The 11,796-nt window shown below is 68.4% G+C and carries 19 protein-coding genes; 5 read left to right on the forward strand and 14 right to left on the reverse strand.

The features are described 5' to 3' along the window. The 6 genes from argG to VGP60_RS27995 all read right to left on the reverse strand — a co-directional run. A partial coding sequence (gene argG / locus VGP60_RS27970; RefSeq protein WP_327551101.1) for an argininosuccinate synthase occupies window positions 1–874 on the reverse strand: 874 nt, incomplete at its 3' end. A 77-nt stretch (window positions 875–951) separates the two neighbouring features. Then, the gene (locus tag VGP60_RS27975; protein ID WP_327551102.1) at window positions 952–1,980 is read right to left on the reverse strand and encodes a D-alanyl-D-alanine carboxypeptidase family protein; all 1,029 of its coding nucleotides are present in this window, start codon (window positions 1,978–1,980) and stop codon (window positions 952–954) included. Window positions 1,981–2,070: 90 nt separating this feature from the next. Further along, window positions 2,071–2,625, reverse strand: coding sequence for a TetR/AcrR family transcriptional regulator (locus VGP60_RS27980; protein ID WP_327551103.1), 555 nt, complete (start codon window positions 2,623–2,625; stop codon window positions 2,071–2,073). A gap of 9 nt (window positions 2,626–2,634) precedes the next feature. After that, on the reverse strand, window positions 2,635–2,853 hold the full coding sequence (locus tag VGP60_RS27985) for a hypothetical protein (RefSeq protein WP_327551104.1): 219 nt from the start codon (window positions 2,851–2,853) through the stop codon (window positions 2,635–2,637). Then, window positions 2,811–3,416, reverse strand: coding sequence for an MMPL family transporter (locus VGP60_RS27990; RefSeq protein WP_327551105.1), 606 nt, complete (start codon window positions 3,414–3,416; stop codon window positions 2,811–2,813). Before VGP60_RS27990 ends, VGP60_RS27985 begins: the two co-directional genes overlap by 43 nt. Continuing rightward, window positions 3,404–3,928 (reverse strand): hypothetical protein, encoded by a 525-nt coding sequence (locus VGP60_RS27995; protein ID WP_327551106.1) that lies wholly within the window; start codon window positions 3,926–3,928, stop codon window positions 3,404–3,406. Before VGP60_RS27995 ends, VGP60_RS27990 begins: the two co-directional genes overlap by 13 nt. 89 nt (window positions 3,929–4,017) lie before the next feature. On the opposite strand from VGP60_RS27995, the gene VGP60_RS28000 reads away from it, so the two are divergent. Next, window positions 4,018–4,569: a GNAT family N-acetyltransferase gene (locus VGP60_RS28000; protein ID WP_327551107.1), complete on the forward strand. Its 552-nt coding sequence runs from the start codon at window positions 4,018–4,020 to the stop codon at window positions 4,567–4,569. A 463-nt stretch (window positions 4,570–5,032) separates the two neighbouring features. On the opposite strand, the gene VGP60_RS28005 is transcribed toward VGP60_RS28000, so the two are convergent. Continuing rightward, a complete protein-coding gene (locus VGP60_RS28005) occupies window positions 5,033–6,058 on the reverse strand; it encodes an NAD-dependent epimerase/dehydratase family protein (RefSeq protein WP_327551108.1) in 1,026 nt (341 codons plus the stop codon). Window positions 6,059–6,333: 275 nt separating this feature from the next. Next, complete coding sequence (locus VGP60_RS28010; RefSeq protein ID WP_327551109.1) at window positions 6,334–6,804, reverse strand: MarR family winged helix-turn-helix transcriptional regulator; 471 nt, start codon at window positions 6,802–6,804, stop codon at window positions 6,334–6,336. Window positions 6,805–6,863: 59 nt separating this feature from the next. On the opposite strand from VGP60_RS28010, the gene VGP60_RS28015 reads away from it, so the two are divergent. Next, entirely contained in the window at window positions 6,864–7,235 is a 372-nt protein-coding gene (locus VGP60_RS28015) for a VOC family protein (RefSeq protein ID WP_327551181.1), read from the forward strand. An 11-nt stretch (window positions 7,236–7,246) separates the two neighbouring features. After that, window positions 7,247–8,188: a DNA-3-methyladenine glycosylase 2 family protein gene (locus tag VGP60_RS28020; RefSeq protein ID WP_327551110.1), complete on the forward strand. Its 942-nt coding sequence runs from the start codon at window positions 7,247–7,249 to the stop codon at window positions 8,186–8,188. Here the strand turns inward: VGP60_RS28020 and VGP60_RS28025 are convergent. The 5 genes from VGP60_RS28025 to VGP60_RS28045 all read right to left on the reverse strand — a co-directional run bounded on the left by VGP60_RS28025 (window position 8,110) and on the right by VGP60_RS28045 (window position 10,354). Then, window positions 8,110–8,682, reverse strand: coding sequence for an alkaline shock response membrane anchor protein AmaP (locus VGP60_RS28025; RefSeq protein ID WP_327551111.1), 573 nt, complete (start codon window positions 8,680–8,682; stop codon window positions 8,110–8,112). The two genes, VGP60_RS28020 and VGP60_RS28025, sit on opposite strands and share 79 nt — an antisense overlap. Beyond that, window positions 8,679–9,206, reverse strand: a complete 528-nt coding sequence (locus VGP60_RS28030) for a DUF6286 domain-containing protein (RefSeq protein ID WP_327551112.1) — start codon at window positions 9,204–9,206, stop codon at window positions 8,679–8,681. The genes VGP60_RS28025 and VGP60_RS28030 overlap by 4 nt, the downstream gene beginning before the upstream one ends. Then, window positions 9,203–9,607 carry an Asp23/Gls24 family envelope stress response protein gene (locus VGP60_RS28035; RefSeq protein ID WP_327551113.1) on the reverse strand — a complete coding sequence of 135 codons (405 nt, stop codon included), beginning with the start codon at window positions 9,605–9,607 and terminating at the stop codon, window positions 9,203–9,205. The genes VGP60_RS28030 and VGP60_RS28035 overlap by 4 nt, the downstream gene beginning before the upstream one ends. Window positions 9,608–9,612: 5 nt before the next feature. Next, window positions 9,613–9,789, reverse strand: coding sequence for a hypothetical protein (locus VGP60_RS28040; RefSeq protein WP_327551114.1), 177 nt, complete (start codon window positions 9,787–9,789; stop codon window positions 9,613–9,615). 94 nt (window positions 9,790–9,883) lie between these two features. Next, the gene (locus VGP60_RS28045) at window positions 9,884–10,354 is read right to left on the reverse strand and encodes an Asp23/Gls24 family envelope stress response protein (protein ID WP_327551115.1); all 471 of its coding nucleotides are present in this window, start codon (window positions 10,352–10,354) and stop codon (window positions 9,884–9,886) included. Between the two features lie 263 nt (window positions 10,355–10,617). On the opposite strand from VGP60_RS28045, the gene VGP60_RS28050 reads away from it, so the two are divergent. Beyond that, window positions 10,618–10,998: an STAS domain-containing protein gene (locus VGP60_RS28050; RefSeq protein WP_327551116.1), complete on the forward strand. Its 381-nt coding sequence runs from the start codon at window positions 10,618–10,620 to the stop codon at window positions 10,996–10,998. Window positions 10,999–11,180: 182 nt separating this feature from the next. Next, on the forward strand, window positions 11,181–11,327 hold the full coding sequence (locus VGP60_RS28055) for a hypothetical protein (RefSeq protein WP_327551182.1): 147 nt from the start codon (window positions 11,181–11,183) through the stop codon (window positions 11,325–11,327). 44 nt (window positions 11,328–11,371) lie between these two features. Here VGP60_RS28055 and VGP60_RS28060 read toward each other — a convergent pair whose 3' ends face one another. Continuing rightward, complete coding sequence (locus tag VGP60_RS28060) at window positions 11,372–11,767, reverse strand: (R)-mandelonitrile lyase (RefSeq protein ID WP_327551117.1); 396 nt, start codon at window positions 11,765–11,767, stop codon at window positions 11,372–11,374. Between the last annotated feature and the right edge of the window lie 29 nt (window positions 11,768–11,796).

Genomic DNA, 11,796 nt, shown 5'->3' on the forward strand with positions numbered 1-11,796 from the left:
AGATGCCCCGGCTCTTGGCCTCGATGATGCGGTTCTCGATCTGGTCGGACATGCCCAGCCCGTGCCGTCCGCCGATCGCGTTGGCCTCCAGCACGAGGTCGACGGAGGTGGCGAACTTCTTACCGTTGATCGTCACCGGGCGGCCCAGCTCGAAGCCGATGGTGACGTCTTCGGGGGCGATCTCGACGTCCGCGTCCCAGAACCGCACGCCCATGATCGGGTCGACGATCTCGACGCTGGTGTCGAGGTGCTCCAGCGACTTGGCCTCGTGCGTCGCGCCCCAGATGTTCGCGTCGGTCGAGTAGGCCTTCTCCGTGCTGTCGCGGTAGGGCAGGTCGTGCGCGACGAGCCACTCGGACATTTCCTTGCGGCCGCCCAGTTCGGTGACGAAGTCGGCGTCCAGCCACGGCTTGTAGATCCGCAGCGCCGGGTTCGCCAGCAACCCGTACCGGTAGAACCGCTCGATGTCGTTGCCCTTGAAGGTGGACCCGTCGCCCCAGATCTGGACGTCGTCCTCGAGCATCGCGCGCACCAGCAGAGTGCCCGTGACCGCGCGGCCGAGCGGGGTGGTGTTGAAGTAGGCGCGGCCACCGGACCGGATGTGGAACGCCCCGCAGGTCAGGGCCGCGAGGCCTTCCTCAACGAGAGCTTCCCGGCCGTCGACCAGCCGGGCGATCTCGGCGCCGTACGCCTGCGCGCGACCGGGCACCGACGCGATGTCAGGCTCGTCGTACTGGCCGATGTCGGCGGTGTAGGTGCAGGGCACCGCACCTTTGTCGCGCATCCACGCGACAGCTACGGAGGTATCGAGGCCACCGGAAAAGGCGATCCCGACGCGCTCGCCGACAGGCAGGGAAGTAAGCATCTTGGACACAGCATAATTATGCACACGGATGCATCATCGTGCAATTTGGGGTCGGATCAGTCAGGGAGAACCACTAGACATACGCCTCAAGACCCGGTCGCGCTCGGCAGCATCGCGGGACAGCCGCCGGTCTCGTAGGCCGGGTCGTACTCGAAGTGCCAGTACTCGTTCTCATAGCGGCGGCACCAGCCCAGCGCGCGGCCGTTGCCTTCCACCCAGGCCGCCGAGGCGGTCGGCTGGATGTCCACCGCGATTCCCTTGACGTGCATCGACTTCTCCGGCGGCAGGACGTATCTCGCGGCCAGTTCGGGAGTGCCGAACCGCCGCACGGCCTCGGTGAACTCACGCTGTTGCTGGGCCACGCTCCGTTTGCTGTCCTGCACACACAACCGGACCCCCTGCGTCTCCGCCTTGGCCCGCAGCCGCTTCCACCCGTCCAGGACGTCCGGACGCGGGCCCTGGGGTTCTTCGTCGACATACCGTTTGTCGAGCGGGCAGACCGGCCCGGTCTCCGGCCCCGGGACTTCGCCGGGACCGGTGGCGACCGGCAGCGGCGCCGGACAGCCGGCGGTCGCGTAGGCCGGGTCGTACTCGAAATGCCGATACTCGTCTTGATGACTCCGGCACCAGCCGAGCGCGTGACCGTTCCGTTCGACCCAGGCCGCCGACGCCGCCGGTTGCACGTCGATCGCGATTCCCTTGACATGCATCGACTTCTCCGGCGGGAGAACGTAGATCCCGGCGAGTTCCGGAGTGCCGAACAGCCGCACGGCCTCGGTGAACTCCCGCTGCTGCTGGCCGGTGCTCCGCTTGCCGTCTTGAAGGCACAGCCGGACACCCTGCTCCCCCGCCTCGGCCCGCAACCGCTGCCACGCGCCCAGGACGTCCGGGCGCAGGCCTTCGGGCGGTTCGTCGACGTACCAAGCGTCGAGCGCACAGGCCGCTCCGGCGTCAGGCCCCGGGACTTCCTCGAGAATCGCCGTGGGCTGCCCGGCGACCTGGACGTGGGCGAGTTCCAACCTGCCCGTGGCGCCCACCGCGGCCACGGCAGCCACCACGAGTATCAAGGGCAGCAACACACCGAACACCGTGCGATTGTTTCCGGGGATTGACACCAACTCGAACGTACCGACGGCTCAGGTGGTCGCCCACTGTTGATGATCTCGGTCACATCAGGGCCGAGACGCCGCTCGTTGCCTCCGCGTTCAGACTCGGATCACGCGCAGGCAAAGGCGTTTGAGGACGTCGCGGAGTTCGTCGTCGGGCAGGTGGGTCAGGCTGCGGGTCGCCGGGCCGAGATCGCTGAGCATGGCGTAGGCCGCGCGCTGGTCGGGCGTGGGCGCGTCGCCGAACAGGAGGCGCAGGCCGCGTTCGGACAGTTCGTCGAGTTCGCGGCTGATTCCCTCGTGCCGCCGGATGATGGGGTCGGCACGGTTCATCGGCGCGATGGTGCGGTGGGCGAGGACGACCTGATTGACGAAGCCGTCGACCAGGAAGTCCACCCGCGCCTGTTTGCCCTTGATCTTCTCGGCTTGATCCAGCATCCCGGCGAGGGCGGTGACACTGCCCTCCAGAAGGGCTTCCAGGATCTCGATCTTGGTGCGGAAGTAGTAGTAGACATTGGCTTTGGTCACGCCCATGGTGTCGGCGATCAGCTGCAGGGACGTCGCGTCGAACCCGTACTCGGTGAACAACCGCCGCGCTGTCTCGAGCACGGACTTCCTCGTGTTTTCGGCCTGTTCGGCCCGGGTCGGCGACATGGGGCGATGCTAACCCACCGGACGATCGGCGACCTGCGGCACAGCCTGCGTCAACTCGCGGTCCCGATGGGCGAGGTAGGTCTCCGGCCGTCCTTCGACATGCAGCTCCGGCAGGATCCGGCCTAGCCGGCGCGGCATCCACCAGTTGGCACGGCCGAGCATCTGTATGACAGCGGGTACCAGCATCAGCCGGATGACGGTCGCGTCGAGCAGGATCGCGGCCGACATCCCGACCCCCAGCAGTTTGAGGACGACCTCCGACCTGGGGATGAACGCGGCGAAGACCGCCACCATGATCGCCGCGGCCGCGGTGTCGGGGTGTCGACACCGATCAGCTGACCGGCCCAGCCTCCTTGCAGGACAAGGGAAATCACCCCGTAGGCGGCGGCGACCGACAGCAGGTTCATCACCGCCGCCTTGACGGCGACCGCGATACTCCGGAAGGCGACCAACAGCAGCAACATCGACAACAGCACGACACCGGTGATGAGCAACGGAATCCACTGAGCGATGTTGTCGTTGCTGTCGATGGACCTCGCCACGATGCCACCGACACTGACGTCCACGCCGGTGCCTGCCGTGGCGGCGGGAAGGATCGAATCGCGCAGTTGCCGGACCAAGTCCTCGGTCCGCGGGTCCTGCGGGCCGTCCGCCCCCGCGCCGAATCCGGCCGCCGTCATGTCGTAGGCCTGCCGGGTCGAGGTCTCCGCCCGGTTGTTGCCCGCGTCGGGGAAACCGAAGCGCACACTCAAGAACGGGGTGGCGAGCACGAGCATGATCACGACGCCCACGCCCGCGGCGATGAACCGGTGCCGCTGAGCGCGAGCCCGGCTATCGCGACCATGATCGGCAGGCCGGCCGCGACGACGGAACCGAACGTCGGCAACAGGATCACCGCCGCGGCGAGCAAACCGATGCCTTCCGAACCGATGGCGCCGGATTCGGCGGTCTGGATCGCCTGGCCGCCCACGGCGATGTCGATGCCGGGTCGCTCGGCCTGCGTGCCGAGGTCGATCAAGCGCTGCGCGACGAGCACACGGCCGTCCTGGGAAACCGATCCCGTTGTGGCATAAGGATCATCGGCGCCCACGACATGCGGCACGGTGGTCATCTCGGCCAGCAACCGCTGGACGTCCGCGGTCACGGTGGACACCCCCGCGTCGGCCTGGAAGTCCCCACTGAACGCCGAGGAGAGCGCGAAGGCGCCGACCAGGGCCAGCAGCCAGGAGAACAGGACAAGGCGACGCCGTCGATACATCACTCGCGCGAGCCTGCCGAGTGGTCCCGGTCTGAGATCGTTCATGGGGTTCTCCCGCTACGGTGATTTCATTAGCCACTCGGCTAACAAAATCACTAGCGCATCTTCGCACGACCGACTACAAAGGAAGAACGATGACCAGCACGACATCCCTCCACATCCAGCAGCTGCCCGCAGGCGCGAGTACCGACGCGGCGTTGATGCGGCAGATAGCGGACCTGGTCAACCGGGTCTACGCCACCGCCGAGGCGGGACTGTGGCAGCCGGGTGCCACCCGCACCACCGTCGAGGAGATCACGCGGCTGACCGGCGCCGGTCAACTCGTCGTCGCGCGGCACGGAAGCGCGGTCGTCGGCTCCATCAAGGTCCAGCATCTCAGCGCCGAACTGGCCGAGACCGGCATGCTGGTCGCCGATCCCGACCGGCGGGGCGAAGGAATCGGCCGGGAACTCCGGCGTTTCGTCATCGACCTGCTCCGGCAGCGGGGAATCACGACGTTGCAGATCGAACTGCTGTCACCGCGAGACTGGGAGCAGCCGTCGAAAAAGTTCATGGCCGAGTGGAACGAACGAGCCGGCTACCGGGTGATCCGCAAGGGAGCTTTCGAGGACCAGTACCCCGACCTCGCGCCACTGCTGGCCACTCCCTGCGACTTCATCATCTATCACATCCCCTTGCAGCCATGACGGTTTCGACGTTCGGCTGGAGGGATCGATATGTCGGGTACTGCGTCGGCGTCATCGAAACAGACGACGCCGCAAGCATCCTGACCGATTTCGGCGCGGACCCCCGACTCGCCGTCCACGGGAGATTTTCGTGACGCCGTCGAGCTTCACTCCGAAGCCACCGCCTACTACCCGGTGATACAGGTCGTCGGCCCGCGGTACTTCGCCAGCTGTCGAGGAATGCGCGCACGATCGATCGCGCTGCCCGCAAACCTCCTCAAAACACGTAAGGCAAATTTGGCGTGTCGTGGGTGTCTCAACGACCCTCGCCATCTGTCGACAGATGGCGGTCGTGAGTGGCAACAAGTGTTCTAACGCTTGTAAACACTCACGACCCACCCACCCGAGTGAGCGGTCTGTGAAGCCGAGTGAGTCGACGTAGTCCACTGTGGACCTGGCGGGACGGGGGGGCTTCCGCCCGGCTTCATTTCCGGATGGCGTCGTGGTCCATGAGGCTGCGGGCACAGTCGACGACGGTGACCTCGGCCGGTCGCGGGGTCCAGCCGAGGAGTCTCCGTGCTTTGGCTGCGCTGTGGCGATTGCGGCGGCCGAGGGCGGGCATGATCTCGCGCAGCGAGCTGTCGAAAAGGGCCGCGACGCGGACGGCGATGTCGGGCAACTGGCGCGTGGGGACCTTGCGCCCGTCGTCGCCGAGGCCTTCGCGCAGCGCCAGGGCGATGTCGTACATCCAGAGGAACTCGCCAGTGGCGAGGAAACGCTGCCCGGCGGCCTCGGGATCGGTCATGGCGCGGATGTGGATGTCGGCGAGGTCGCGCACGTCGACGACCTCGAGCCCGATACGCGGGGTGCCGCGCATCGCTCCGCCGACCAGCCGCGCGATGATCCGGACCGAGCCCAGGGCGTCGGTGGAGAGCACCGGCCCGAAGACCGCGCCCGGCAGCACCGTGGCTAAAGTCATCGGGCCGTCGTAATCGGCCATGAAGTCCCACGCCGCCTTCTCGGCGGCCGTCTTGGAACGCCGATAGGCGGGCAGGCCCGGGGTGTCCAGGTCCGTCCACAATGTCTCGTCGGTGACGCCGTCGGTGGCGTAGGACATGGGGCTGGCCGTGTTGGCCGCCGAGGTCATCACCACTCGTCGCACCCCCGCGGCGACGGCAGCGCGCAAGACCCGCACCGTGCCGTCCCGCGCCGGCACCAGCATCGCCTCCACGTCTTTCGACGCGTTCAAACCCAGCGGCGAGGCCACGTGCAGCACGTAGTCACAGCCGTCCACCGCCTCCTTCCAGCCCTCGTCCGAGGTCAGGTCCGCGACCGCGAACTCCAGCCGATCGGCCCGGCCGGACACCGACCCCACCGCGCGCCGCACCCGCTCCGCCCGGCTCGCGTCGCGCACGGTGGTCCGCACGTCGAAACCGCGCTCCAGCAGCTCCGCGATACACCAGCCCGCCACGTAACCCGTCCCACCGGTCACCAGCACCGAACCCGACATGACATCCTCCCCCGTTCATTAGCCATTCGGCTAATGAACCTACTTTAGCACCGCCGCAATCAGACGGCGCGACACGATGGGATGAGCCGCGTCACGAGAACCATGAACGCGGTATTGAGCGGAGAACCCCTGGAACCAAAGTGTTCTCCGCTCAGCGCCAGGTGATTCTCAGCCGCAGACCCGGACCTGCCCCCTCAGAGCCGAAACAAGAAGTGCCCCCAATGTGGCGTTGGGGGCATCCAGCGTCCCCAACGCCGCATTGGGGGCATCGCCGGTCAGGACGTGGCCGACGAGTCGGCTTGGCCGGGGGCGAGCGCGGCAACGCAAGCGTCGAGATCGCGAAGCAATCGCTCCTGATGGGCCGGAGAGAACGGCGTGAGCATCTGCCGCTCAACAGCCCGCACGGCGACGCTGGCGGCGTGCAGCTGCCGACGGCCCTCGGGGGTCAGCCGGCTGGGCAATGCCCGGCCCTTCGGAGCCGTCGCCGGACGGGTGACCAAGGCGCGCTCCTGCAGCCCGCGCAGCACCAGGTTCATCGACTGCCGCGAGACGAACGCGCCGCGCGCCAGGTCCGCATTGGACAGTCCGGGCCGCTGCGCGAGCAGTTCCAGGCAGGCGTACTGCGGCACGGTCAGCTCCAGCGGGCGCAGAGCGGCGTCCATCCCGCCGCGCAGCGCCGAGGCCGCCCGCTTGAGCGCGTAGCCCACCGACTCGTCCAGCGATTCGACCGTCTCCACTTGCGGCATGTCAACATCATGACATAGGTTAGCCATGTCAACATGCTGACATGCCTACGGAGGACATCATGACCGTGACCGGACCGGACTTCCTTGCCTTGCAGGTGCGCGATCTCGACCGCGCCGCCGAGTTCTACGAGACCCGGCTCGGGCTGCGCCGGCTCCCAGCCGGCCCACCCGGCGCGGTCGTGTTCGACACCGCGCCGGTCCCGTTCGCGGTCCGGGAGCCGTTGCCGGGGACCGATCTGGACGCCGCGTCCCCACGGCCGGGACTGGGGGTCTCGCTGTGGCTGCACGCGGACAACGCACAAGCCCTGCACGATCAGCTGGCCGCCGCCGATGTCCCGATCGCCGCGGCCCCGGTGGACGGGCCGTTCGGCCGCACGTTCACCTTCTCCGACCCCGACGGCTACGCGATCACCATCCACGACCGAGCCTGAAGGGACGGATCATGCCGCGCCACGAAGTGACCGTCGAGGTGCTCGGACCCTGGTCCCTGGACACCGGCAAGCGGTTCTGGGAGGGCTTCACGCCCGCCGCATTGGCCACGCAGGACCAGCCACACCAGTTGCGGACGGTGTTTCGCGCCGAGGATGACTGGACCCGCGCCGAGGTCCACGTCACCCAGCAGGGCGGCGCGGCCCGGATCGTCGTGCTCGGCGACGGTGACCTCGACCAGGCCGCCGCACAAGCCCGCCGGTTCCTTTCCCTGGACGTCGACGCCCGAGGCTGGCCCGAGGTCGCCCGGCGCGACCCGGTCATCGCCGACGCCCAGCACCGGTTGCCCGGGCTACGTCCCTGCGGGTTCCACTCCCCCTACGAGGCCGCGGCCTGGGCCGTGCTGTCCCAGCGGGTGCGGATCGCGCAAGCCGCACGGGTACGCGACGACCTCGTCCGCCGCCACGGCGAGGACGGCACGTTCCCCGCCCCGCGGCTGCTGCGCACCCTCGATCTCGACTTGCCCGGCCGAAAAACCGAATACCTGCACGCCGTCGCGGAGGCTGCCTTGGACGGACACCTCGACGGCGTCACGCTCCGCTCGTTGGACCCCGGCGAGGCCGTGCGCACCGTGCGGGAGGTGAAGGGGCTCGGGCCGTTCGCCGCCGAACTCGTCGTCCTGCGCGGTGCCAACGCCCCGGACATGGTCCCGCAGCACGAACGCAGGCTGGACGACGAGATCGGCCACCGCTACGGCCCCGGCCACACGCTCGCCGAGGTGTCCGAGGCGTGGCGGCCGTTCCGCACCTGGGCGGCGGTCCACCTGCGCACGCTGCGCGAAGAACGCACGCACGAAATCAGCGGCCACCGCGCGGCTCAGAGCGCGCGGGCCCCGGTTTTGGTGGAGAAACGGAATTCCACGGTCACCGGCAGGGTTTCGAGGTCGAGTGCTTGACGCAGCCGTGGGAGACCCTCGGTTTCGAGCCGGTGGCGGATCGCGGTGAGGTCGGCGTCCTGTTCGACGCTGATCACCAGCGCCACGGCCGGCGCGTCCTGAATGCCCGCCAGCGTGGCATGAGCGCCGTGAACGCCTTGGTAGGTCTTGACCTCACTGACGAACGGGTCGGCAGCGGTGCTCGCGGCAAGCTCCATGCGCCCTCGATCGGGATCGCCTTCGAAATGCCAGGTGTGCGTCTTGGGCTTGCGGGCCAACTGCGCGGCCAGCCACCGTACGAGAAGCAGCCCGAGCGCGACGGCGGCCGCGGCGGCGACGTAGAAGGCCCAGGTCGGCGGGGTTCCGATAGCGGGGATCAGCGCGGAATCACTGGGGACGACGTCGAGTTCGCCGAAATGCGTGGCCACGGCGAATCCGCCGGCGGCGAGCAGGACGATCCCGAAGACGGTGAGCAGGCCACGGTTGAGGCGGGCGGGACGGTTGAGGCCGGTCATGACGCGCTCCTGGCGGCGTGGACCTTGACCTTCACAGTCGGGCGGAGGGCGGGGGTGATCTGGTCGAGCCGGTGTTCGATCGCGGCGCGGACGGCGTCGGCGAGCCCATCGGTCGTGGTCCGGCCGGTGGTCACCTTCGCGAAGACCTTGCGCCGCTTGAGCTTCAGCTTCGCCCCGGACACACCATCCACTGTGGACGCGGCGGTTCGCAGGGTGGAACGGTAGCTCCGCCGCGACGCGCCCGAGTCCAGTTCGCCTTCCAGCGGGAGCACGGTGAGCCTGCCCGGCAGGAACGCCGTGAGCAGGAGGACCACACCGAGCAGCACGGCCCCGCCCCCGGCGAGCGCGGGGATCAGGTCGTTCCACCGCGCGCCGTGCAGTGCGTCGGCGGCGGTTTTGTAGCTGAGCCAAGGGGTTTCGCCGAGGATCGTCTGGATCGCGACAACCGCGACGACCGCGCAGGCGGCGAGCAGGACGACCGCGGTGAGGGTGGCGGGGGTGCTGCGGCGGGGGCGGCGTTTCACTGGACCCTCCTGGTTTCGGTGACACCTGAATGCAGCGCGGTCACGGTGATGTCCACCCGCGACACGGTGAGCCCGGTGAATTCCTCCACGCGGCGCATCAGATGCTCGCGAGCCCGTTCGGTGGTGCGCGCGACCGAAAGCGGGTAACTGATCGACAGCCGCACGTCGAGGCTGGCTGTCTCGCCGCTGACCTTCGCGGTGACCTTGGCCGGGTTGGCGAGATCCTCGCTGCCGACGGCGACGCCGAGCATCCTCGTCGCGGCTCCGCCGATGCCGTCGACCTCGGTGACGGCGCGGGCGGCGATCCGCTCGACGGTGCCATCGGAGACGGTGAGCCTGCCCCGCTCCCCCAGGCCGGCGGGCGCTGTCCTGGGGGAAGGGCCCGGCAAGGTGGTGGTCATGGCCGTCAGCCCCGGTCGCGGCCGGACAGCGCCGAGAGGTCGAGCTTGCCGTCGAGCACCCGGCCGGCGAGCAGGCCGAGCGCGCCGAGGACCAGGACGACGAGGAAGGCGCTGAACCCGCCGAACGCCGCGGCGAAGCCGAGGGCGACACCGGTGAGGAGGCCGAGTTGGGTGGAGTTCATGGGTTTTCTCCTTGCTGTGGTGATCGGTCCGCCCCGTGCCGGAGGGCCGTCACGGCGGCGGCGATACGGTCGGCGTCGATCTCGACGCCGGCGCTCACAGAACGCGACCGGTATCGTTCTTGGTGTCCTCGTCCTCGTCGTCGCCCGGGATGTGCACATCGGAGACGTTGATGTTGACCTCGACGACCTCGAGCCCGGTCATCTGCTCGACGGCGCCGATCACGTTGCGTCGCACCGAACGCGACAGGTCGGCGATGGACACGCCGTATTCCACGAGGATCTGCAGGTCGATCGCGGCCTGCGTCTCGCCGACCTCGACGGACACGCCCTGGCCCGCCGACGCCGACGCGCCCGGGATGCGCTCGCGGATCGCGGAGAACGCCCGCGCCGCGCCGCCGCCGAGGGCGTAGACGCCGGAAACCTCGCGGGTGGCGAGACCGGCGACCTTCTGCACCACGGTGTCGGCGATCGTGGTCGAGCCCTGCTTCGACACCAATGCGCCGGTGGTGGCCGTCTCGACGGTGGTCGAGCGAGCCGGGGTCTTGGTGGTGGTCGGGTTCGTCATGACGTTCTCCTCTGGTCCGGTTCTTCTTGCCTGGCGAGGAAATCCGCGGTGGCCCGCGTCGCTTCCACACCGGTAAGACCCGGCTCCCGTCAGATCGTCACGCCCCCGTTCCTGTGTCCCCCGTCTCCCCGATGCCGGCCTCGGTGCCTCCACCTGAAAGTTCGGATAACAGTGTGTCACCATGCATGGCCTTCAGGTGACTTCTGCGTATCTTCGCAGGGCGGGCTCACCACGCTGGCCGGCACAGGAGGATGATGCAGGACGTGACTTCTCCGGAGATGCCATCCACGGCTGGCAACGCACCATTCGACGCGTTGCGGATCACCGTGCGTAATCAGCGATCGGCCGTGATCTGCGAGGCCACCGGTGAAATCGACCTGGCCACCTCGTCCCAGCTGGGCGAAACCCTTACCGCCGCCCTCGCCGACGCGCCCGAGGCGGTGGTGGCCGATCTGTCCGCGGTGACGTTCCTCGATTCCTCCGGCCTGCGTGTGCTCATCAACGCGCACGTGTCCGCCACCAGCGCCACCCGGTTCGCCGTCGTCACCGGTGGCAGCGCGACGCTGCGGCCGCTGCAGCTCACCGGGCTGGACGAGGAGATCGCGGTGTTCGGCTCCCTTGACGACGCCTTGGCCGCCGGCTGAGTCTTCGCCATCTGTCGACAGATGGCGGTAGTTGCGGACGCGGGGTATCACGTGATGTCGACATCTCGTGGCGCCTTGCCGCGCGCGGCTTGCGGGAGCGTCTGATCTACAGTTGCGTTCTCAAGTAGTCAGCTGACGACTTAACCCGGGCCGGCGACATCGACCATCTCGTCCTCACCGGCATCGCCACGAGCGGCGTCGTGTTGTCCACCCTGCGCCAAGCCGCCGACCTGGACTTCGGCCTGACCGTCCTGGCCGACGGCTGCCTCGACGACGACCCCGAAGTGCATCGGGTTCTCACCGAAAAAGATGTTTCCCCGCCAGGCTGAGGTCACGACCGTGGCGGACTGGGCAGCAGCGCTCTGAAGAGCGGTCAGCGCGAGGGGTATTCGCCGTCGGTGACGTGGTCGCCCCAAGTGGACTCCTCGCCCTCACCGGGGCCTTCCCGCATGGCGACGTGGGTCATGAAGTGCCTGGGTGCCGCGCCGTGCCAATGCCACTCGCCGGGCGGGGTGTAGATGGTGTCGCCGGGCCGGATTTCGGTGACTTCGCCGCCACGGGACTGGACCAGCCCGAGGCCTTCGGTGACGTGCAGGGTCTGGCCGACGGCGTGGGAGTGCCACGCCGTGTGGGCACCCGGGGCGAAGCGGACGACGTTCACCCGCATCCGCGAGGGTTCCTCCCCCTTGGCGATGACGTCGACCCACACGTCACCAGTGAACATCTCCGCCGGTCCCTTGGTGCTCGGCTGTTTGGGCAGGATCTTCAACTTTTCCTCCTGACGATGTACTTCGTGGT

Origin of the sequence: Amycolatopsis sp., assembly GCF_036008905.1 — a bacterium.
Taxonomy (GTDB): Bacteria; Actinomycetota; Actinomycetes; order Mycobacteriales; family Pseudonocardiaceae; genus Amycolatopsis.